The sequence below is a fragment of the Duganella flavida genome, assembly GCF_009857445.1.
GTDB classification, from domain to species: Bacteria; Pseudomonadota; Gammaproteobacteria; order Burkholderiales; family Burkholderiaceae_D; genus Rugamonas; species Rugamonas flavida.
Map to the genome: position 1 here is coordinate 69,657 of NZ_WWCN01000008.1, position 19,508 is coordinate 89,164.

Below are 19,508 nucleotides of genomic sequence, written 5' to 3' on the forward strand. Positions count from 1 at the left end.
GATGGCTAGTGCTGTTGCTTATCGGAGACTATGGTATTGCGCTGAGCAATTTTCGGTATGATAGTCGCTAGACACCAACCGAAGAACGGGAGGCGGCAATGACACAGGCATGGCTAGTGCTCACTCGTCCGGACGGGCGCGATGTGGCGGCGCCGTCCGAGGCCCAACTGGCGGCGGCGCTGGCCGACGTCTACGGCGGCAAGGCTGCCAGCAATGACGGCGGCCCCGGCAGCGCCGTGCTGCGCTTCGGTTACGACGACGGCCTGATGTACGAGATGGAAGTGTCGAGCGGCGGCGCGGTGCGCTTTGCCGAATGGTCGGACCGCGATTGCGAAATCGCCCTGGCCTCGCCGCGCACCATGACCGTGGCGGCGCAGGCCGACGCCTTGCAGCTGTGGCGCTTGATGGCGCAGCGGCAGGTGGCCAAGATCCGCAACCAGCCCTGGCGTGATGACTAGCGTTGGCGCTGTTCCATCCGCGTCTGGCAGTTGATGCAGAAGCGCGCTTCCGGGCGCGCGTTCAAGCGCGAGTAGCCGATGGCCTCGCCGCAGTGTTCACACAATCCATAACTTTGAGCGCCGAACTTGGCCAGTGCATGGCGCACGATGTCGAGCTGGCGCGCCGTGTGTGCTGCCGCCTCGTGCACGGCGGCGTGCAGCGTGCGCTGGCTGGCGTTGTCGGCCGGCGAAGCTTCCGCCACGTGCGGTAGCGGCAGGCGCAGATCGGTGGTGTGATCGAGATCATCCGCAAGCTGGCTGAGCAACGCGATGCGGGCGCGTTCCAGCCGCGCCTGCATGCTAGCCCATTCCTGTTCGCCAAGTCCGTTCATGCCGCACACTCCTTGCGGTGTTGGACCAGGGCGGCGGCGAATCGTTCTACAGCGCGTCGAGATGGTGCTTGAGTTGCTCCAGCGGCGCCAGCACGTGGTCCGGCTTGCCGGCGGCGAGGGCGGCGGCTAGCGTGAGCAGCTCGGCGGCGAGGTCGGCCAGGTCCTTGAAGCGGTCGATGCGGGCGATGGCATCGGTGGCGCGCGCGGTTAGCGCCAGCAGGGTTTGCTGGTCGGCGGCGAGGCCGGCGGCGGCCAGGTGGGCGGCGTCGAGGTAGAGACTGTCGGCTTGCGTGCGCAGGCCGATTTCGTCTTCAAACAAGGCTTGCGTGTGTTCGCGCGGCGCGCCGTTGCGGATGGCGCGCATCAGCTGTACGTGCAGAGCGTTGGCGCTGGCGGACAGCTGGTCGGCCAGGGCTTCGATATCGGTGGCGGTGGTCATGGCGTTTCCGGATCAGGGTTGTGGCGGCAGCTGGGCCGTCAGTGCGCGGTGCTGCTGCTCGATAGCGTCCAGGTTCTTGCGCGCCAGCGTGTAGCGCAGGCCGATCAGCCGGTACTCGCTGGTCTTCTCCTGCCGCTGCGCGCGGGCCAGGGCCAGCAGCAAGCGCTCGCGCTGCGGATCGACATAGGGAATCTCCGTTTCCAGCATGCCCAGCACGGTGCGTGCTTCGTTATCGTTGGTCTTGTCGTACAGGCGCAGCAGGGTGCGCATGGCATCCAGCAGCTCCTGCACTGGCTGCTGGCCTTCGCGCAGCAGCTCGTTGACGGTTTGCTCCTGCAGCGGCCGCGTAATGCCGCGCGCGATCAGGCGCGTAAGGCCGGCGAAGGCGTTGACGTGGCGGTCTTCGAGGCCGGAATCGGGCCACGCCTTGATGCCGCTGTTGAGATTCTTGACCTGGTCTTCCAGATCGTACTGCTTGTCGCCGGCCAGCTTGCCCAGTGTTTGCATATAGGCCTGCAAGCCATATTGCAGCTGGACGAAATCATCGCAGGCTTGCTGGCGACGGGCGTTGAGCTGCTGCTCGCGGGCGTCGGCGGCGGGCGACAGGTAAGGCTGCTCGCGCTGGTAGGTGTTGCGGTAGCGCTCGGTGAGCTCGTGGTAGGCGCCGAGCTTGGGCGACTCGGCGGCAAAGGCGCGCACCTCGGCCATGCGTGGCGTGCTGCCGGCGCAGCCGGTGAGGATGGCCAGCAGGCCGAGGATCAAAAACAAGCGAGACAGTTTCATGGGCACTCCGCGATGTGTGGGGTGATTGTTGCCGCTGGTGAATCTCTCCGTGTTGCGCGGGCGCAGACTAAGTGGCCAGCGTTTGCCGCCATGCGAGGCCGGCGTCGGTGTCGCCGGCCGGGTTGTACTCGCAGCCGAGCCAGCCGTCGTAGCCGATCTGGTCGATGAAGGCGAACAGGTGGCGGTAATTGATCTCGCCGGTGCCGGGTTCGTGGCGGCCGGGCGTGTCGGCGATCTGCATGTGCTTGATCAGCGGCAGATTGGCCTTGATGGTGTTGGACAGTTCGCCTTCCATGCGCTGCATGTGGTAGATGTCGTACTGCAGGAACAGATTGGGGCAAGCGGCATCGCGGATGATCTCCAGCGCCTGGCTGCTGCGGTTGAGGAAGTAGCCAGGCATGTCGAAATGGTTGATCGGTTCGATCAGCAGATTGATGCCATGCGGCGCCAGTTGTTGAGCGGCGTAGCGCAAGTTATCGAGGTAAGTGGCGCGGACCAGTTCGGCGCTGGCGCCCGGTGGGATCTTGCCAGCCATGCAGTGCACTTGCGTGACGCCGAGGGCCAGCGCGTAGTCGCGCGCTTGGTCGACACCTTCGCGGAATTCCCCGATGCGCTGGGGATGGCAAGCCATGCCGCGCTCCCCGGCATCCCAATCGCCCGGCGGCAGGTTGAACAGGACCAGCGTCAGCTGATGCTGGCGCAGTTGTGCCGCGATCTGTTCGGCCGGATAAGCGTAAGGGAAAAGGAATTCGACAGCCTCAAAGCCGGCCTGACGGGCACGGGCGAAACGATCGAGGAAGGGCGTGTCAGCAAACAGCATCGACAGGTTGGCAGCGAACTTAGGCATAGGATAGCGAACTGTGGTTAAGCCGCTATCGTAATCCAAATCCGGGGTCAGGTCCCCCAATTGAACACGGCCCCAGCCGTAGCAAGCTGCTACAGCCGAGGCCGTGTAGAAATGGGGGACCTGACCCCGGAGTTTTAGCGGCCGCGGCCGCCGGAGCGGTGCTGGGAGGCAGCGGCGCGTGGCGCGTTGCCGTTGCCGCCGTTGCGTGGGGCTCCGCCACCGCCGCCGCCACCGTTGCCGCGTGGGCCGCCGTTGCCACCGCCGTTACCGCCGGCCGAACGTGGCTTGTTGCCGCCACCAGTGCCACCAGTGCCTGGCTTGCGCGGTGCGCCGCCTTGACGGCCGCCACCATTGCGATGGCCTGGACCGCCGCTGCGCAGCTGGATCGGTTGCGCACGTGCGCTTGGATCCGGTTCGAAGCCGGGGATCACATCGCGCGGCAGGGTTTGCTTGATCAGCTTTTCGATGTCTTTCAACATGTCATGCTCATCCACGCAGACCAGTGAGACCGCCTCGCCCGTGGCGCCGGCGCGGCCGGTGCGGCCAATGCGGTGCACATAGTCTTCCGGCACGTTCGGCAGGTCGTAGTTGACCACGTGCGGCAGCTGGTCGATGTCGATGCCGCGCGCGGCGATATCGGTGGCCACCAGTACTTGCAGCTTGTTGTCCTTGAATTCGGACAGCGCCTTGGTACGCGCCGACTGGCTCTTGTTGCCGTGGATCGCCATGGCGCCGATGCCGTCTTTTTCCAGCTGCTCGACCAGTTTGTTGGCGCCGTGCTTGGTACGGGTGAAGACCAGCACCTGGTGCCAGTTGTTGGATTTGATCAGGTGCGCCAGCATCGGGTGTTTTTTGTCGCGGTCCACCGGGTGGATTTTCTGCGCGATGACTTCCACCGTCGAGTTGCGGCGCGCTACTTCAATGGTCGCCGGCTTGTCCAGCAGGCCATCGGCCAGTGCCTTGATTTCGTCCGAGAAGGTGGCCGAGAACAGCAGGTTCTGGCGTTTCGGCGGCAGCTTGGCCAGCACTTTGCGGATGTCGCGGATGAAGCCCATGTCCAGCATGCGGTCGGCTTCGTCCAGCACCAGGATTTCGATCTTGGTCAGGTCGACGGTGCCTTGTTCCATGTGGTCCAGCAAGCGGCCCGGGGTGGCGACCAGGATGTCGACGCCGTGTTTCAGCTGCTTGATCTGCGGGTTGATACCGACGCCGCCAAAGATCACGGCCGAGTTCAGTTGGGTGTACTTGCCGTACACGCGCACGCTTTCCTCAACCTGGGCCGCCAGTTCGCGGGTCGGGGTCAGGATCAGGGCGCGCACCGCACGTGGCGATTTATTGCTGGTCAGCTTGGCGCCAACCGCGTCGGTCGATAAACGGTGCAGCAGCGGCAGGGTGAAGCCTGCCGTCTTGCCGGTGCCGGTTTGTGCGCCGGCCAGCAGGTCGCCACCGTTCAGCACGGCAGGGATCGCCTGCTGCTGGATAGGAGTAGGCGTGGTGTAGCCGGTTTCGGCAACAGCGCGGACGAGGGCTTCGGACAAACCGAGGGAAGAGAATGACATATTAACTTTATGTAAATTCAGTCGAGTATTCTTGGTTTGCGGCATTGGACTGAGCAATGCCGCAACTTTCAGTATAGCATCTTGTTTCAGATAGGAAATACTTCGGAAATAAAAAAAGGGAGCATTTGCTCCCTTTAGGTAAGCTAGGCGGAAGAATCAGGCATATGGGGCCAGCAGGCCGACCATCTGGCCGAACACTTTCGGGCTGCCCGCAATGATATCACCCTTATACAGGTAGTCCGATTCGCCGTTGAATTCAGCAACGATGCCGCCCGCTTCGGTCACCAGCAATGCGCCGCCGGCGATATCCCAAGGCTTCAGGCCTTTTTCATAGAAGCCGTCCAGGCGGCCGCAAGCGACGTAAGCCAGGTCCAGCGCGGCGCTGCCGGCGCGGCGGATGCCTTGGCTGCGCTCAGCCATGATGCCGTACATTTCCAGGAATTCTTTCAGTGCGGCCGGGCTGCCAGTCTTGTAGCCGGTGGACAGCAGGGCGTTGCCGATGCGGTCCAGCTTGCCCACGCGGATACGTTTTTCGTTCAGGTAAGCACCGGCGCCCTTGGTGGCGGTGAACAGGTCGTTGCGGGCTGGGTCGTAGATCACGGACTGGGTGATCACGCCGCGCTGCGACAGCGCGATCGAGATGCAGTACTGCGGGAAGCCGTGCATGAAGTTGGTGGTGCCATCGATCGGGTCGATGATCCAGGTGTATTCTGCCTCGTCGTGGGCGTTGGCGGATGCGCCGGATTCTTCAGCCAGGAAGGCGTGGTCCGGGTAGGCCTTGGACAGCACTTCGATGATGGCCTGTTCAGCGGCTTGGTCGACGTCGGTGACGAAGTCCTTGTGTTCTTTCTCGGTGACGATCACGCGATCGAGGTCAAACGAGGCACGGTTGATGACGGCGGCAGCGCGGCGCGCGGCTTTGACAGCCGTATTAATCATGGGATGCATCATGGGCTTTATTTTTCCGTATAAAAATGCTAACGCCCACCGGGGGAATTCCAGCCCGGCGGCACGACAGGGAGACAAAATGACAAAGAGCGGGGCGGCGCCGACAGGGTAGAATTCACTCTGGAATCCTGTATCGATACCGCGCGATTGCGCTATTTTAAATGAACCTGTCCCAAATCAACACCAATCTTTTTAAACAGCTGCGATTTATCCTGGTCGAGACTAGCCGTGCCGGCAACATTGGCGCGGTGGCAAGGGCCATGAAAACAATGGGTTACAGCGATCTGGTGCTGGTCAATCCGCGCTTTGACGACGCCTTGCAAGACCCGGAGGCGGTGGCCTTTGCCAGCGGTGCACAGGACATCCTGGCCAGCGCGCGCGTGGTCGGCAGCATGGCTGAGGCGCTGGAGGGCATCAACTTTGCCGCCGCCGTGTCGGCCCGGCTGCGCGAGTTTTCGCCGCCGGTGTTGTCGCCGCGTCAACTGGCAGGGCATTTGGTGGCGCAGCCGGGGTTGCATGCGGCGGTCATTTTTGGCAACGAGCGCTTCGGCCTGCCGAACGAGCTGGTGGAAAAATGCCATGTGCTGATCAACATCCCGGCCAATCCCGAGTATTCCTCGCTGAACTTGTCGCAGGCGGCGCAGGTGCTGGCCTACGAATGCCGCATGGCGGTGCTGGACGGCGCCGGCGTGGCCATGACGCCGCGCCTGCCGGTGGGCGACGCCAGCGAGGTCGGCTTCCACGGTGAGGCCGCCAGCGTGGAGCAGATCGAGGGCATGTTCACGCATCTGGAGCAGGCGCTGGTGCAGATCGGCTTCCTCGACGCCGCCAATCCGCGCAAGCTGATGCCGCGCCTGAAGCGGCTGTTCGCGCGCACCCAGTTGGAGAAGGAAGAGGTCAACATCCTGCGCGGCATCGCACGCCACATGACCGGCAAGCCCGGCGCCAAGGACTAGGGCCGCCATGCCGCGCCAGCGTTCGCATCAGTTCGCTGCCCCGCACATCCGCTGCGTCCTGCGCAGCCGGCGTGCGGTAGCGCTGGCTGCCAGCGTTGCCGTGCTGGCCGCTACGGCACCTACGAGCGCCTGCTCAAAAAATACCAATACGAATTACCGAAATAGGACAGCATGAGCTTGAACTGGGATCATCCGCAACCGTACACGCTGGCGCTGTCGCCGTCGGCCGCCGACATCGATGGGCTGGAGCACACCAACAACGCGGTCTACGTGCAGTGGTGCGAGAAGGCCGGCTGGGCGCATTCCGAAGCGCTCGGCCTGTCGCTGGCTGACTATCGCCGCCTAGACCGCGCCATGGCCATCCGCCGCTCGGAATACGACTACCTCCTGCCCACCGCCGCCGGCGAGCAGCTGGTGCTGGGCACGTGGCTGTACGCGACAGACGGCAAGCTCAATATGGAACGCCGCTTCCAGCTGCTGCGCCTGAGCGACGGCGCCACCGTGCTGCGCGGGCGCTGGGAACTGGTCTGCATCGAAATCAGCAGCGGCCGAGCGCGCCGCATGCCGCAGGAATTCTGCGACGGTTATCGGCCGGCTGTGGTGGCCTGACGTCCAGTAGACCCCGTCCTCTACTTTTGCCTGGAAGCCGTGTTGCGCTTTCGCTTACACTAGGCAAAACCATAAAAATGGACGGAGACAATGCAGTTATCCCGCAGATCTTTTCTGAAGATCGGCGCGGCCGGCGCGATGACACTCGCAGCCGGTGGCGCCCTCTATCGCCTGGCCTATCCGCCGGCGCCGCAACCTTTTGGCCTCGAAGGCGGCGCCCAAGCGGTGCTGGACGCCATCATTCCTGTCATGCTGGGCCCGATGCTGCCAGATGATGCGCCAACCCGCGCCGCTACCGTGCAGGCCGCCAGCCTGCGTGTGCGCGATGCCGTACGCGGCTTGCCGCTGGCGACGCAAAAGGAGGTGCAGGATTTGTTTGGCTTGCTGGCGCTCGGTCCCGCGCGGCGCTTGCTGGCCGGCGTGGCGGGTGGCTGGGAGCATGCCGATCCGCGCCAGGTGGAAGCCTTCCTGCAAAGCTGGCGTACGCACAGTTTGCAGACGCTGCAAATCGCCTATCACGCGCTGCACGACCTCATCATCGGCGCCTGGTATGCCGACCCATCGACCTGGGAGCGCATCGGCTATCCCGGTCCGCTCAAGGAGTTGCTGGCATGAGCGTGATACCGGATCCCATTCAAGCCGGGCTGGCCGCCGGCTGGCAAGTCACCGATGGCGCGCAGCTGCAAAACGATTTAACGCTGGAAGCGGACGTGGTCATCGTCGGCACCGGCGCGGGCGGCGGCGTCACGGCCGAGATCCTGGCGCAAGCCGGTCTCAAGGTGCTGATGGTGGAGGAGGGCGCACTCAAGTCGTCGCGCGATTTCAAGATGCGCGAGGCCGAGGCCTACCCCGCGCTGTACCAGGAATCGGCCGCGCGCAAGACGCGCGACAAGGGCATCACGATTCTGCAGGGCCGCACGGTGGGCGGCAGCACCACCATCAACTGGACCAGCAGCTTCCGCACGCCCGATATCACGCTGCGTTACTGGAACAAGCATTTCGGCCTCGCCGATTACACGCCGGAAGCGCTGGCGCCGTGGTTCGGCAAGATGGAAGAACGGCTCAACGTGATCAACTGGCCGGCTGCGCCGAACGAGAACAATGACTTGCTGCGCCGTGGCGCAAGCAAGCTCGGCATACCTACCGCCGCCATCCGCCGCAACGTCAACGGCTGCTGGAACCTCGGCTACTGCGGCATGGGCTGCCCGACCAACGCCAAGCAGTCGATGCTGGTCACCACCATTCCATCGGCGCTGCAGCACGGCGCCAGCCTGTTGACGCGGGTGCGCGCGGAACGCTTGCTGATCAAGGGCGACCATGTGCGCGAGCTGGAATGCGTCGCGCTCAGCGCAGACGGCCTTAGCACCACCGGCCGCCGCGTCACGCTGCGCGCCAAGCACTTCGTGCTGTCCGGCGGTGCCATCAACACGCCGGCCTTGCTGATGCGCTCCACTGCGCCCGATCCGCACGGCTTGCTGGGCACGCGCACCTTTTTGCATCCGACCGTGATTTCGGCGGCGCTGTTCGAGCAGCGCGTGGACGGCTACAGCGGCGCGCCGCAAACGGTGTACTCGGACCACTTCCTGCACACCGAGCGCATCGACGGCCCGATCGGCTACAAGCTGGAAGTGCCGCCGCTGCATCCGCTGCTATTCTCCACCACCATGCCCGGCTTTGGCGCCCAGCATGCGGCGGTGATGCAGCAGTTCCCGCACATGCACGCCATGCTGGCGCTGCTGCGCGACGGCTTCCACGACGATGCACCGGGCGGCAGCGTGGCGCTGGCGCATGGTGCGCCGGTGCTCGATTATCCGGTCAGCGACTTCATCTGGAACGGCGTGCGGCGCGCGCTGCTGACCATGGCGGAAATCCAGTTTGCCGCTGGCGCCCAAAGCGTCACGCCGGCGCACGAACGCGCACAAGTCTATCGCACTTGGGAGCAGGCCAAGGCCGGCATCAATGCGCTGCCGTTCAAGCTGCTGCAAACGCGGGTAGTGTCGGCGCACGTGATGGGCGGCTGCGGCATGTCGGATGATGAACGGCTCGGCGTCACCAGTTCCAGCGGCCGCTACCACGGCCTCGCCAACGTCTCGGTGCACGACGGTTCGCTGTTCCCGACTTCGATCGGCGCCAATCCGCAGCTGTCGATTTACGGCATCGTGGCGCGGCTCGCCAGCGGGCTGGCGCAGGAGTTGGCGCGCGCTTGAAACACGGTATCATGCCATCATGATTAAACGACTGCTGATCCTGCTGCTGGTGCTGCAAGCTGTGTTGGTCGGCTTGCTGGCGACCGGTCTCTACTACTGGTGGCGGCCGGCGTGGGAATCTGTGCTGAGTGCACCGTCCACCGCCGCTGTCTATCTCGCAGCCGGGCTGTTGTTGGTGCTGCTGGTGCGGTTGCTGATCTCGGCCAACAACTTCTACCTGAGCTGGCGCGCTGGCAGCAGCACGCCGCCCGATCACGCGCTCAACCCGCGCAGCGCGGCCAGTTTGTTCTGGCATGAATTCAGCGCCTCGATGCTGACCTCGTCGTACTACATGCTGCGGCCTATCGGCATGCAAGTACATCCCGATCCGCAAGGGTTGCCAGTGCTGCTGATCCACGGCTACGCCTGCAACAGCGGCTATTGGCTACCGATGAGCAAGCTGTTGACGCAGGCGCGCATCAGCCACTACGGCATCGACCTCGAACCGCCGGGCGCTTCGATCGACGATTTTGTGCCGCAGGTGCAGGCTGCCGTGCAGCGCCTGTGCGATGCGACTGGCAGCGCGCAAGTAATCATCGTCGGCCACAGCATGGGCGGACTGCTGGCGCGTGCCTATCTGCGCCAGCATGGCAATCTGCAAGTGGCGCGCGTGATCACACTCGGTACGCCGCATCACGGCACTGCACTGGCCCACTTCGGCCCCGGCAGCAATGCCGCGCAAATGCGGCGCGACAGCGCGTGGCTGGCAGCATTGGCGGCGTCTGAGGCAAATACGCAACGTATGTTGATTAGTTCCATCTACTCTGTTCATGACAACATCATCGCGCCGCAAGACTCCAGTGAACTGCCCGGCGCGCGCAATCTGGTGTTCGGCGCCATAGGCCACGTGGCGCTGGGCCGCCACCCCGAGATCATGCAGTGCACGCTCAAGGAAATCGAGATCGCCGCGCACGCGTGATTATGTGTGAGGATTCACACGCCGCCTTGCTGTATGGTGGGCCCTGAAGCGTAGCGAAAAGGCGAGGCGATGACGATCGATTTCGGCACCCTGTTCCTGAACGAGACTCCCGACGCGGTCGTGCTCACCACGACCGAAGGCGTGGTGGTGTGCTGGACCAATGGTGCGCAAGCCGTGTTCGGCTACAGCAGTGCAGAAGCTGTGGGCCGCCGTCTCGATGAGCTGATCGCGCCGCCCTCGCTGCGCCGCGATGATGTCGACGTCATGCAGCAAACGCTGGAGCACGGCGTGGCCAGTTACGAATCGATGCGCCAGGCCAAGGACGGCACCCTGGTCAACATCGACAGCTCAAGCAAGCTGATACGCGATGCCGAAGGCCGGCCCGAACATATTTTGTGGAGTAAAAAAGACGTTACGGCGCTGAAGGTGCTGCGCGACGCCAAGCTGGTCGAGGCGCGTTACGACGGCATCCTGGAATCCATGCCGGACGCCATCATCATGGCCAATGCCGCCGGCCGCATCGTGCTGGCCAACAGCCAGGCCGAAGAGTTATTCGGCTATCCGCGCGGCGCCCTGCGCGGCAAGGTGCTGGAGCAGCTGATGCCGGCCCGTTTTCGCGGCGTCCACATGGCGCACCGCAGCGCCTTTGCTGCGCAGCCGCTGGTGCGGCCGATGGGCAGCGGGCGCGATTTGTACGGCTTGCGCAGCGACGGTACCGAGTTCCCGGTCGAGATCAGCCTGAGCCCGATCAGCACGGAAGAGGGCACGCTGGTGATGAGCGCCATCCGCGACATCGGCGAACGCAAGCGTTTTGAGCTGGCGCTGCAGGAAAAAAATGTCGAACTTGCAAAAGCCGTCGCCGCAAAAGACCGCTTCCTGACCGGGATGTCGCACGAATTGCGCACACCATTAAACGCGATCATCGGTTTTACGGGTACTATGCTGATGAAGTTGCCCGGCCCCATTAATGACGAGCAGAACAAACAATTGCGGATGGTACAGAGCAGTGCGCGCCATTTGTTATCCTTGATTAACGATTTACTGGACTTGACGCGCATCGAGTCGGGCAAGATGGAACTGGATGTGGCGCCCTTGCCGTGCCGCGCGCTGATCGATGAAGTGTTGAGTTCGTTCAAGCCGCAGGCGCGCAGCAAGGGGCTGGCGCTGGAGTTCGAGCCATCGCATGAAGAGGTGACGGTGTCCAGCGACCGCCGCGCCGTGCAGCAGATTCTGATGAACCTGGTCCACAATGCGATCAAGTTCACCAACAACGGCACGGTGCAAGTGCGGCTGGCGCGCTCCATGGTAGGGGCGCGCTCCTGCGCCACCATCAGCGTCAGCGATACCGGCATCGGCATCGGCAATGAGCAGCGCAACGGCTTGTTCCAGGCTTTTTCGCAGCTCGACGCGACGGCGCTACGTCAGTTTGAAGGCACCGGCCTGGGCTTGCATCTAAGCCGCAAGCTGGCATCGCTGCTGCAAGGCGAGATTTTATTTGATAGCGAGTATGGCGTTGGCAGTGTGTTCACGCTGGCCTTGCCATTGCAAGAGTAACGGAAAAGGAGGGGGCACGTGTCAGCACGTATCCTGATTATTGAAGACAACGCCACCAACATGGAGTTGATGGTGTATTTGCTGCGCGCCTTCGGCTATGAGCCGCTGTCGGCCAGCGATGGCGAGGCTGGCGTGGCGGCTGCCCGGCGCGAGCAGCCGGACCTGATCATTTGCGATGTGCACCTGCCCAAGCTGGATGGCTATGGCGTGGTGGCCGCGCTCAAGGCCGATGACAGCGTGCGCCACATCCCGGCGCTGGCGGTCACCGCGCTGGCCATGGTCGGCGACCGCGAAAAACTGCTGGAGGCCGGCTTTGACGGCTACATCGGCAAGCCGATCGAACCGGACACCTTTGTGACCCAAATCGAGTCTTTTTTACAAGGGGCAGTGTCGTCCCCAAGTAAGAACGACATGGCCACGATTTTGATCGTGGATGATCACGTACTCAACCGTGAATTCCTGATGACGCTGCTGAGCTACGGCGGCCATCGCTTGCTGGAAGCGTCGAATGGCGCCGAAGGCTTGAAAATGGTGCTGGCGGAAAAACCCGACCTGGTGATTTCCGACATCCTGATGCCGAATATGGACGGCTACGAGTTCGTCACCCGCATGCACGAGCACGCGGAGACGGCCGACGTGCCGGTGATTTTCTACACCGCCACCTACCGCGAGCGTGAGGCAATGGCGGTAGCGCAATCGTGCGGCGTGCGCTGGGTGCTGCCGAAACCGTCTGACCCCGAAGTGATTTTGCAAACCGTGCAGGAAGCGCTGGGCCTGGGCGAGCGCGAGCCGTCGGTCGAACCGATGCCGTCGTTTGCGCCGGAACAGTCGCATGAAGGGCGCTTCCACGATATCGACCACAAGGTGGCCGAGTATCTCGACGAGCTGGAGTCCAGCAGCCAGCTGATCTCGCGCATTGCCAATGATACCGAGGATACCTCGCCGGAAAACCTGTCGCGCATGACGCAGCGCTTGTCGCAGTCGTTGTCCAGCTTGCAGGCGGTGAGCTTGCGCCTGACCGCGCTGATCGAGCTCGGCATCGAACTGGGCGCCGAGCGCGATCCGGGCGCGCTGGTGGAAATTGGCTGCCGCGTGGCGCAGAATATCTGCGTTTCCAAATATGCCTGCATCGGCGTGCTGGAGCCGGGCGGGGCCGAGCTGAGCTACTTCGCCAGCTGCGGCGCCGGCATGCCGGTGCGGCAGATTGCGCAAACCCCGCGCGCCGGCGTGCTGCGCGGCCTGCTCGACCAGCGCCTGCCTTGCCGCATCAACGATCTCAACGGCGACCCGGCCAGCATCGGCCTGCCGCCGACCCATCCGCCGGTGCACAGCTTCCTCGGCGTGCCGATCGCCTCGCGCGAGCGTACCCATGGCTGGCTCTATCTCGTGGACAAGCTCGGTGCAGACGGTTTTTCGGAAGTCGACGAGCGGGTGGCCGGCACGGTGGCGGCGCAAGTAGCGGTGGCATTTGAAAACCTGCTGCTGTACGAAGAAATCAAGCGCCATCACGCCCAGCTGACGCTGGACATGAACGCCCGCATCCGTCTTGACGAGGACCTGCGCCGCTTCCGGCTGGCGATGGACGCCACCGCCGACGCCATCTTCCTGGTCGACCGCGCCGGCATGTGCTTTGTCGACGTCAACGCCACCGCCTGCCGCATGCTGGGCTTCGATCGCGAAGAGTTCCTCAAGGTCGGCCCCAACCGCTCGCTGGAAGGCGACCTGCACAAGCTGGAAGAGCTGTACGATAAGCTGCTGGCCGGCGACCAGAGCGGCTCGAATACTGAACTGGTGGTGCAGTGCAAAGATGGCACGCCGCTGGCGGTGGAAGTACAGCGCCGCACCTTGCGCTCGGGTTCCAGCTGGATTCTGGTGGCGGTGGCGCGCGATATCACCGAACGCAAGGAAGCCGAGCAACGCCTGCTCAAGCTGGCCCACTTCGACACCCTGACCGGCCTGCCCAACCGCAGCCAGTTCTACGATTCGCTGACCCACTCGCTGCGCCAGGCGGACGAGCACAAATGGTCGCTGGCGGTGCTGTTCCTCGACGTCGACCGCTTCAAGAACGTCAACGACACGCTGGGCCACACCATCGGCGACGAGCTGCTGCGCCAGTTCTCCAGCCGGCTGGTCGATTGCCTGCGGGTGCGCGACACCATCGGCCGCTTCGGCGGCGACGAATTTGCCGCCATCCTGATGCTGCCGGACGGCGCGCAAAATGCGATTGCCGTAGTCGACAAAATCCGCGACTCGCTGCGCCGGCCGTTCGATCTGAAAGGCCACGAGGTGACGGTGACGGCCAGTATTGGCATTGCCGTATTCCCCGACGACGGCGCCGAGCCGGACACGCTGATCCAGTACGCCGACACCGCCATGTACCGCGCCAAGGAAGCCGGGCGCGACGCCTTCCGCTTCTTCACCGCCGAGATGAACGCGCAATCGCTGGCGCGGCTGGACCTGGAAAATGCGCTGCGCCGCGCCATCGACAACGAAGAATTCGTGCTGCACTTCCAGCCCAAGGTCAACATCGCCAGTGGCCGCATCAGCGGTGCCGAGGTGCTGATCCGCTGGCAGCGGCCCGGCCACGGCATGGTGTCGCCGGCGCTGTTCATCCCGATCCTGGAAGAGACCGGGCTGATTGTGCGGGTCGGTACGTGGGTGATCCACGAGGCTTGCCGCAAGATCGCTTACTGGAACAAGACCAATGCCGGCGCGGTGCACTTGTCGGTCAACGTCTCCGGCATCCAGTTCTTCGTCGGCGGCCTGGAAGAGGAAGTGCTGCGCGCCATCCGCGAACACGGCATCGCGCCGGAGCTGCTGGAGCTGGAGCTGACCGAAAGCTCGCTGATGTCCAACGCCGAAGAAACCATCACCGTGCTGCAAAACCTGAAGGCGCTAGGGATCCAGATTTCCATCGACGACTTCGGCACCGGCTATTCCTCACTGGCCTATCTGAAGCGCTTCCCGATCGACAAGCTGAAAATCGACATTGCTTTCGTGCGCGAGGTGACCAGCAATCCCGACGATGCAGCCATCGTGCTGGCCATCATCAACATGGCGCACAGCCTGAAGCTGAACGTGATTGCCGAGGGGGTGGAAAAGGATGCGCAGCTGTCCTACCTGCGCCGCCACGGTTGCGACGAAATGCAGGGCTACTACTTCAGCCGACCGCTGCCGGCGGACGATTTCGAAGCCATGCTGCGCGAAGGCCGCCGCATGCAGGCGCCAGTGGACGAGCAAGTGGTCGACCAGCAGACCTTGCTGATCGTCGACGATGACGCCTTCATGCTCGATGTGTTGACCGATTTCCTGTCGCAAGACGGCTACCGCATCCTGACCGCGCAAACTGCGGCGGAAGGCTTTGACATCCTGGCGCGGCACCGCGTGCAAGTGATCCTGTGCGACCAGTGCATGCCGCTGATGAGCGGTACCGAATTCATGGAGCGCGTCAAGAACCTGGCGCCCGACACCTTCCGCATCATGCTATCAGCCTATGCCGACCTGACGCCGATCATGGCCGCCATCAACCACGGCGCCATCGACCGCTTCTACACCAAGCCGTGGAAGGGCGCGGTGCTGCGCGAGAACATCCGCGAAGGCTTCCGCCTGCAGGCACAGGTGCATGGCGCCAGCGCTGCGGCAGAGGAAGCCCGGATCGACAGCTGAGGCGTCAGAACGCGCTCTTGACCACGCCGCCGTCGACGCGCAACGCTGCGCCGGTGGTAGCCGAGGCCAGCGGGCTGGCCACATACGTCACCAGCGACGCCACTTCCTGCGGCGTGCCGAAACGCTTGATCAGTGAAGTAGGGCGCACATGGTCGAAGAATTCGGCCTCAACCTGTTCAAACGTCTTGTTGGCCTGCTGCGCCATGTCCTGCACGAAGTCGCCCACGCCGCGCGATTTGGTTGGGCCCGGCAGCACACTGTTGACCGTGATGCCGGTGCCGGCCACCGATTCCGCCAACCCACGCGCGACAGCGATTTGCGCCGTCTTGGTCATGCCGTAGTGGATCATCTCGGTCGGAATCTGGATCGCACTTTCGCTGGAAATGAAAATGATGCGGCCCCAGTTGGCGCGCTTCATCTCCGGCAGCACCAGCCGCGCCAGGCGCACGCCGCTCAGCACATTGACATCAAAGAAGCGCAGCCAGTCCTCATCGGGAATATCCAGAAACTCCTTGGGCTCGAAAATGCCGAGATTGTTGACCAGGATGCTGATGCCTGGATGGCGCTTCACCACGTCCTCGGCCGCAGCAGCTTGGCTGAGGTCGCCGGCAAAGCCCAGCACCGTGCCCTGCGTCTCCGCGCGGATGCGGTCGACCGCTTCATCAACACTGGCCTGCGAGCGGCCGTTGACGATCACGTGGGCGCCTTCCTTTGCCAGCGTGCTGGCAATTGCGTAGCCGATGCCGGCGGTGCTACCACTAACCAGGGCCAGCTTGCCCTTGAGCTGCATGTCCATCTCGATTCTCCTTGGGTAATCGCGGAGCAGGCCGCGAGGGGTGGAAACGCCAATGTAGCAAGAAGTGCATGTGGCGGCCTCTCCCGCTAGTCCTAGGCTTTCAAATTCGTAATCTTGCGGGGTGGCCGGCGGGTATAAGCTTGATACTAGGAGCATTAAATTAGCGGAGGCCCGCATCTTGAATATCCTACCAAACGTCCCGGTCTCTACGCCGCGCATCGGCAAATTTTCCTTGTCTGAAGGGGCTGGTCCCGGCGGCGCGGGCGCGCGGCCATTGACGGCCAGGCAAGATGCATCGTCAGTGACGCAGGCGCCTATTTTGCTGGGCAATGCCGCCACCATCGTTTTGAAAGCCAGCCAGACGCAGCTCTCAAGGCAGCAAAGCGTGCATGAAATCGCCCATGTGATCAAGCAGATCCAGGACGCCAGCCCGTCCGATGATGCAACGCTGGTGGAATTGACGGCGCAGCTGAACGGCATGGTCGGCGCCCTGAGCAACTTGGGCGACGCCGCGCCTGCAGCAGGTCCGGGCGAGGACAGCCTGTCAAACGCACTGGAATCGGTCTCCAAAGCCCAGGCTGCGATCGATGCCTCGGCCGACAGCTACTACCAAAGTTCGCTCGATGAGAAAGCCAGCACGCTGGCCTCGGCCATGACCGAGACGCTGCTGGAAGACATCAACACCGCCTCCGGCAGCTTCGATTTCTCGATCGAGCAAACCCTGCTACAGGCAGACGGCAACTCCTTGCGCGACAGCCCGGCTATTTCAGCGCTGGTGACTTACTTGCTGCAGCAGTGAGCGGGTTTATTTGCACCAGTCTACCGTCCAGTCCCGGCGATCGGCCTTGGCGCCGGTCTCGTCGATCATTTCCTTGAGGCCGATGAAGCGGCTTGCCTCGCACAGGTGGCGCGGACTGCCTTTGGCCTTGGCACGATCCTTTGCTTCGTTGGCATCGGTTTTGCCGAGGTAGTAGTCGATCACTGGCGTGTACCACCATTCGCCCTTGGCGGACGACAGCGCCGCCAGCGTGCTGCGCGCGGCCTCGGTACCATCGGCCTGTTCCTGCGCCAGGTAAAGCCAGAGCGCGGCCTGGATATTTTCTGGCTGGTCTTTGCGGACTGACTGCAGGAACTCAACGGCTTGCATAAACCTGCGGCGCACCACCAGTTGCATGCCGTGCACGGCTCCTGGCCGTTTTGGGACATGAATTTCATCTCTCAGTAACAATTTTTCCAGTAGAAGTCTGTGATAGCGTCCTGAATATTTTTCGGAAGATTCTCATGAATTCTCAAATTTTCTAGCCATAAAAAAACTTTCCTCGGCGTGGAATGCTCGCAGACCTTTTGAAATTCGGCAGCACAGGCTGGGTTAAAGCTTTGCAAAGCCCCTTCAATCTTTCTATATGTGAAGGCCAATTCTTCCATTTGCGTTCCTCAACAGAGAACCAAGAATAAAACTTAGGTGACCGCTCCTGGCCGGGTGCAGACAGTTTCTGCGCGAGGCGAAAGAAGGCTAATGGCAGTCTGAGTATCCCCCCAATTTTCCGCAATGCAGACAGCGGAAGACATATGCTGTTGGCGAGCCATCAGCCTCCATGGCCGCGAGATAATAGGGCCACGTGTCATCACTAACGCCCGACTCATGCTTGAGTGCCTCAAGTAAATCCGGGCCAAACTCTTCTATTTCTTTTCGCCCGGCGCAACCGAGGTATGCAGCTGCATCATCACAATGAACCCACCATCTCTCCTGCTGCCAGCCGGTAAAACCGGGAGTCCGGCGACTTACCTCATCAGCAACCGCAGCTGAAACGAAGCCCCACATGCCGTAGCCACCTATCCCATCAACTGGGGTAAATTCCGCTTGAAATTTTTCTGCAGCACTGCCATCCGCAATACACCATGGACAGACACCGTCCACGTCCACGTCTTCCCCGTAAGCGAGTCCTGTATAGATATATCCACGTGACCGCTCGCAACAGTCACAAACATCCTCAGATACGATGATGGCCCCTGTTTCTAATGGAGTGGGATGGTATTTGAAATTTGGAAGCACGTTTGAATTTCCCTTTTTCAATGGCCGCTCATGGCCGAACTCAGCCGATGGATTGCAGGATAGCATCTTGCTGATCTGTAAAGTTCACGCATTCTCACTCGCGCCTGAGGCGCCTTCGCGAGGACATGGTTAGGCCCGAAGCGCTTCTTGTTTAACGGCTGAACTTGAGCGGACAGCATCTTGCGACCGGACTGCTGCCGGATACCAGCGAGCACGCAAATTCATAAACGGGGTCTCTACCAGCCGGAACAAGACCCAGCCACCCAAGCTGGCTATCGCCACTATCACCAGGATGCAAAGTGGCGACTCTGGATCGACGCCCAAGCGCTCGCACCAAGGGTTCAGCAGCATGAAGATCGGTTTGTGGGCCAGGTAGATCGCATAAGACCACAACGCCAAACTCGATGCGCCCGGCACCCAGATACGATTGAGCAGGCAATTGGGGCTAAGCGCTGCACAAGTCAGCACAGCAAAGCTCGCGGCGACCAGCGAGTATCCCAGTGCCGAGACAAGGAAGGGAGTCGGCATCTCATTGGCAAAGCAGGCCAGCACAGCCACAGCCATGCTCAATCCCACTACCAGCAGCACATTCCCATGACGCGTCAAGCGCGCAAATTGATCCGCGTGAAAATTCCGCAGCATGGCGATGGCTACGCCAAACAGCAATTCATCCGAGCGGCAGAAACTCGAGTAGTAGACTTCGGCCGCATGGGCATTATGGCCGAACACCAGCCACGCATAGCTGCGCGCAGCGATGCCCGCCAAGATCGCCGCGCCGAGCAAGCACCAGGCTGGACGAGCAGAACGCGTCCAACGCGCCAGTGCCAGCACCACCAAGGGCATCACAACGTAGAACTGCTCCTCGATGCAAAGCGACCAGGAGTGCGAGAACGTCTGTCCATACGCCAAACCAAAATTCTGCGTAAAGGTCAGGAATTGCCAGATTGATGACGTGCTCTTGCCGAGAATCGCGCTATGCGGGAACAGCTGTGCCACCAACAAATACACGGCCAGCACGACGTAGTAATTCGGCAGCGTCCGCAACAGCCTGCGGGCGAAAAAGACCTTGAGCGAGAACTCCTGACCGCGTGCGATGGGGGCGAGGATTTGGTTACCTATCAGGTAGCCGCTCAGGACGAAAAATAAATCAACGCCGGCCCAGCCGCTTGCGCCGATGACGCCAAAAGTCTCCGCATGGCTGACGAATCCTTGGTAGTGGGACATGAGGACCAGCAGGATGGCTGCAGCACGCAAGAGGTCGAGCCCGCGCAGACGCGCGGTGTCAGGTGAAATCATTTTTGTTA

The 19,508-nt window shown here is 62.3% G+C and carries 20 protein-coding genes; 9 read left to right on the forward strand and 11 right to left on the reverse strand.

Annotated elements, in window-relative coordinates:
- The first annotated feature begins 98 nt into the window (after positions 1-98).
- The gene (locus GTP46_RS14035; protein WP_161007263.1) at positions 99-458 is read left to right on the forward strand and encodes a hypothetical protein; all 360 of its coding nucleotides are present in this window, start codon (positions 99-101) and stop codon (positions 456-458) included.
- Here GTP46_RS14035 and GTP46_RS14040 read toward each other — a convergent pair.
- The 6 genes from GTP46_RS14040 to GTP46_RS14065 all read right to left on the reverse strand — a co-directional run bounded on the left by GTP46_RS14040 (position 455) and on the right by GTP46_RS14065 (position 5,396).
- A complete protein-coding gene (locus tag GTP46_RS14040; RefSeq protein WP_161007264.1) occupies positions 455-829 on the reverse strand; it encodes a TraR/DksA family transcriptional regulator in 375 nt (124 codons plus the stop codon). The two genes, GTP46_RS14035 and GTP46_RS14040, sit on opposite strands and share 4 nt — an antisense overlap.
- Positions 830-875: 46 nt before the next feature.
- Entirely contained in the window at positions 876-1,268 is a 393-nt protein-coding gene (locus tag GTP46_RS14045; RefSeq protein WP_161007265.1) for a hypothetical protein, read from the reverse strand.
- A gap of 12 nt (positions 1,269-1,280) precedes the next feature.
- Positions 1,281-2,051, reverse strand: a complete 771-nt coding sequence (locus tag GTP46_RS14050; protein ID WP_161007266.1) for a hypothetical protein — start codon at positions 2,049-2,051, stop codon at positions 1,281-1,283.
- Positions 2,052-2,118: 67 nt separating this feature from the next.
- Positions 2,119-2,898, reverse strand: a complete 780-nt coding sequence (gene otnI, locus GTP46_RS14055) for a 2-oxo-tetronate isomerase (RefSeq protein ID WP_161007267.1) — start codon at positions 2,896-2,898, stop codon at positions 2,119-2,121.
- Positions 2,899-3,032: 134 nt separating this feature from the next.
- Positions 3,033-4,457, reverse strand: a complete 1,425-nt coding sequence (locus tag GTP46_RS14060; RefSeq protein ID WP_161007268.1) for a DEAD/DEAH box helicase — start codon at positions 4,455-4,457, stop codon at positions 3,033-3,035.
- A 156-nt stretch (positions 4,458-4,613) separates the two neighbouring features.
- On the reverse strand, positions 4,614-5,396 hold the full coding sequence (locus GTP46_RS14065; protein ID WP_161007269.1) for an inositol monophosphatase family protein: 783 nt from the start codon (positions 5,394-5,396) through the stop codon (positions 4,614-4,616).
- 170 nt (positions 5,397-5,566) lie between these two features.
- On the opposite strand from GTP46_RS14065, the gene GTP46_RS14070 reads away from it, so the two are divergent.
- The 7 genes from GTP46_RS14070 to GTP46_RS14100 all read left to right on the forward strand — a co-directional run bounded on the left by GTP46_RS14070 (position 5,567) and on the right by GTP46_RS14100 (position 15,355).
- Complete coding sequence (locus GTP46_RS14070) at positions 5,567-6,361, forward strand: RNA methyltransferase (RefSeq protein ID WP_161007270.1); 795 nt, start codon at positions 5,567-5,569, stop codon at positions 6,359-6,361.
- 171 nt (positions 6,362-6,532) lie between these two features.
- Positions 6,533-6,970 (forward strand): acyl-CoA thioesterase, encoded by a 438-nt coding sequence (locus tag GTP46_RS14075; RefSeq protein ID WP_161007271.1) that lies wholly within the window; start codon positions 6,533-6,535, stop codon positions 6,968-6,970.
- A gap of 90 nt (positions 6,971-7,060) precedes the next feature.
- Entirely contained in the window at positions 7,061-7,585 is a 525-nt protein-coding gene (locus GTP46_RS14080; protein WP_161007272.1) for a twin-arginine translocation signal domain-containing protein, read from the forward strand.
- On the forward strand, positions 7,582-9,177 hold the full coding sequence (locus GTP46_RS14085) for a GMC family oxidoreductase (protein WP_161007273.1): 1,596 nt from the start codon (positions 7,582-7,584) through the stop codon (positions 9,175-9,177). Before GTP46_RS14080 ends, GTP46_RS14085 begins: the two co-directional genes overlap by 4 nt.
- Positions 9,178-9,196: 19 nt before the next feature.
- Entirely contained in the window at positions 9,197-10,135 is a 939-nt protein-coding gene (locus tag GTP46_RS14090) for an esterase/lipase family protein (protein WP_161007274.1), read from the forward strand.
- Positions 10,136-10,204: 69 nt separating this feature from the next.
- Positions 10,205-11,689, forward strand: a complete 1,485-nt coding sequence (locus GTP46_RS14095; RefSeq protein WP_161007275.1) for a PAS domain-containing sensor histidine kinase — start codon at positions 10,205-10,207, stop codon at positions 11,687-11,689.
- A gap of 18 nt (positions 11,690-11,707) precedes the next feature.
- Positions 11,708-15,355 (forward strand): EAL domain-containing protein, encoded by a 3,648-nt coding sequence (locus GTP46_RS14100; protein WP_161007276.1) that lies wholly within the window; start codon positions 11,708-11,710, stop codon positions 15,353-15,355.
- Between the two features lie 4 nt (positions 15,356-15,359).
- Here GTP46_RS14100 and GTP46_RS14105 read toward each other — a convergent pair whose 3' ends face one another.
- Complete coding sequence (locus GTP46_RS14105) at positions 15,360-16,151, reverse strand: SDR family NAD(P)-dependent oxidoreductase (protein ID WP_161007277.1); 792 nt, start codon at positions 16,149-16,151, stop codon at positions 15,360-15,362.
- Between the two features lie 178 nt (positions 16,152-16,329).
- Between GTP46_RS14105 and GTP46_RS14110 the strand changes: the two genes are divergently transcribed.
- Positions 16,330-16,950 (forward strand): flagellin family protein, encoded by a 621-nt coding sequence (locus tag GTP46_RS14110; protein ID WP_161007278.1) that lies wholly within the window; start codon positions 16,330-16,332, stop codon positions 16,948-16,950.
- A gap of 6 nt (positions 16,951-16,956) precedes the next feature.
- Here GTP46_RS14110 and GTP46_RS14115 read toward each other — a convergent pair whose 3' ends face one another.
- The 4 genes from GTP46_RS14115 to GTP46_RS14130 all read right to left on the reverse strand — a co-directional run bounded on the left by GTP46_RS14115 (position 16,957) and on the right by GTP46_RS14130 (position 19,500).
- Entirely contained in the window at positions 16,957-17,334 is a 378-nt protein-coding gene (locus GTP46_RS14115) for a hypothetical protein (protein WP_161007279.1), read from the reverse strand.
- A 35-nt stretch (positions 17,335-17,369) separates the two neighbouring features.
- Complete coding sequence (locus tag GTP46_RS14120; protein WP_161007280.1) at positions 17,370-17,576, reverse strand: hypothetical protein; 207 nt, start codon at positions 17,574-17,576, stop codon at positions 17,370-17,372.
- 88 nt (positions 17,577-17,664) lie between these two features.
- Positions 17,665-18,225, reverse strand: coding sequence for a CbrC family protein (locus tag GTP46_RS14125; RefSeq protein WP_229258939.1), 561 nt, complete (start codon positions 18,223-18,225; stop codon positions 17,665-17,667).
- A gap of 108 nt (positions 18,226-18,333) precedes the next feature.
- Positions 18,334-19,500 carry an acyltransferase family protein gene (locus GTP46_RS14130; protein WP_161007282.1) on the reverse strand — a complete coding sequence of 389 codons (1,167 nt, stop codon included), beginning with the start codon at positions 19,498-19,500 and terminating at the stop codon, positions 18,334-18,336.
- Positions 19,501-19,508: the final 8 nt, after the last annotated feature.

Bases quoted from the DNA above. Each gene is read 5' to 3' on its own strand.
- GTP46_RS14035 (WP_161007263.1), top strand. From the start codon at position 99: ATGACACAGGCATGGCTAGTGCTCACTCGTCCGGACGGGCGCGATGTG.
- GTP46_RS14040 (WP_161007264.1), bottom strand. From the start codon at position 829: ATGAACGGACTTGGCGAACAGGAATGGGCTAGCATGCAGGCGCGGCTG.
- GTP46_RS14045 (WP_161007265.1), bottom strand. From the start codon at position 1,268: ATGACCACCGCCACCGATATCGAAGCCCTGGCCGACCAGCTGTCCGCC.
- GTP46_RS14050 (WP_161007266.1), bottom strand. From the start codon at position 2,051: ATGAAACTGTCTCGCTTGTTTTTGATCCTCGGCCTGCTGGCCATCCTC.
- otnI (WP_161007267.1), bottom strand. From the start codon at position 2,898: ATGCCTAAGTTCGCTGCCAACCTGTCGATGCTGTTTGCTGACACGCCC.
- GTP46_RS14060 (WP_161007268.1), bottom strand. From the start codon at position 4,457: ATGTCATTCTCTTCCCTCGGTTTGTCCGAAGCCCTCGTCCGCGCTGTT.
- GTP46_RS14065 (WP_161007269.1), bottom strand. From the start codon at position 5,396: ATGATTAATACGGCTGTCAAAGCCGCGCGCCGCGCTGCCGCCGTCATC.
- GTP46_RS14070 (WP_161007270.1), top strand. From the start codon at position 5,567: ATGAACCTGTCCCAAATCAACACCAATCTTTTTAAACAGCTGCGATTT.
- GTP46_RS14075 (WP_161007271.1), top strand. From the start codon at position 6,533: ATGAGCTTGAACTGGGATCATCCGCAACCGTACACGCTGGCGCTGTCG.
- GTP46_RS14080 (WP_161007272.1), top strand. From the start codon at position 7,061: ATGCAGTTATCCCGCAGATCTTTTCTGAAGATCGGCGCGGCCGGCGCG.
- GTP46_RS14085 (WP_161007273.1), top strand. From the start codon at position 7,582: ATGAGCGTGATACCGGATCCCATTCAAGCCGGGCTGGCCGCCGGCTGG.
- GTP46_RS14090 (WP_161007274.1), top strand. From the start codon at position 9,197: ATGATTAAACGACTGCTGATCCTGCTGCTGGTGCTGCAAGCTGTGTTG.
- GTP46_RS14095 (WP_161007275.1), top strand. From the start codon at position 10,205: ATGACGATCGATTTCGGCACCCTGTTCCTGAACGAGACTCCCGACGCG.
- GTP46_RS14105 (WP_161007277.1), bottom strand. From the start codon at position 16,151: ATGGACATGCAGCTCAAGGGCAAGCTGGCCCTGGTTAGTGGTAGCACC.
- GTP46_RS14120 (WP_161007280.1), bottom strand. From the start codon at position 17,576: ATGGAAGAATTGGCCTTCACATATAGAAAGATTGAAGGGGCTTTGCAA.
- GTP46_RS14130 (WP_161007282.1), bottom strand. From the start codon at position 19,500: ATGATTTCACCTGACACCGCGCGTCTGCGCGGGCTCGACCTCTTGCGT.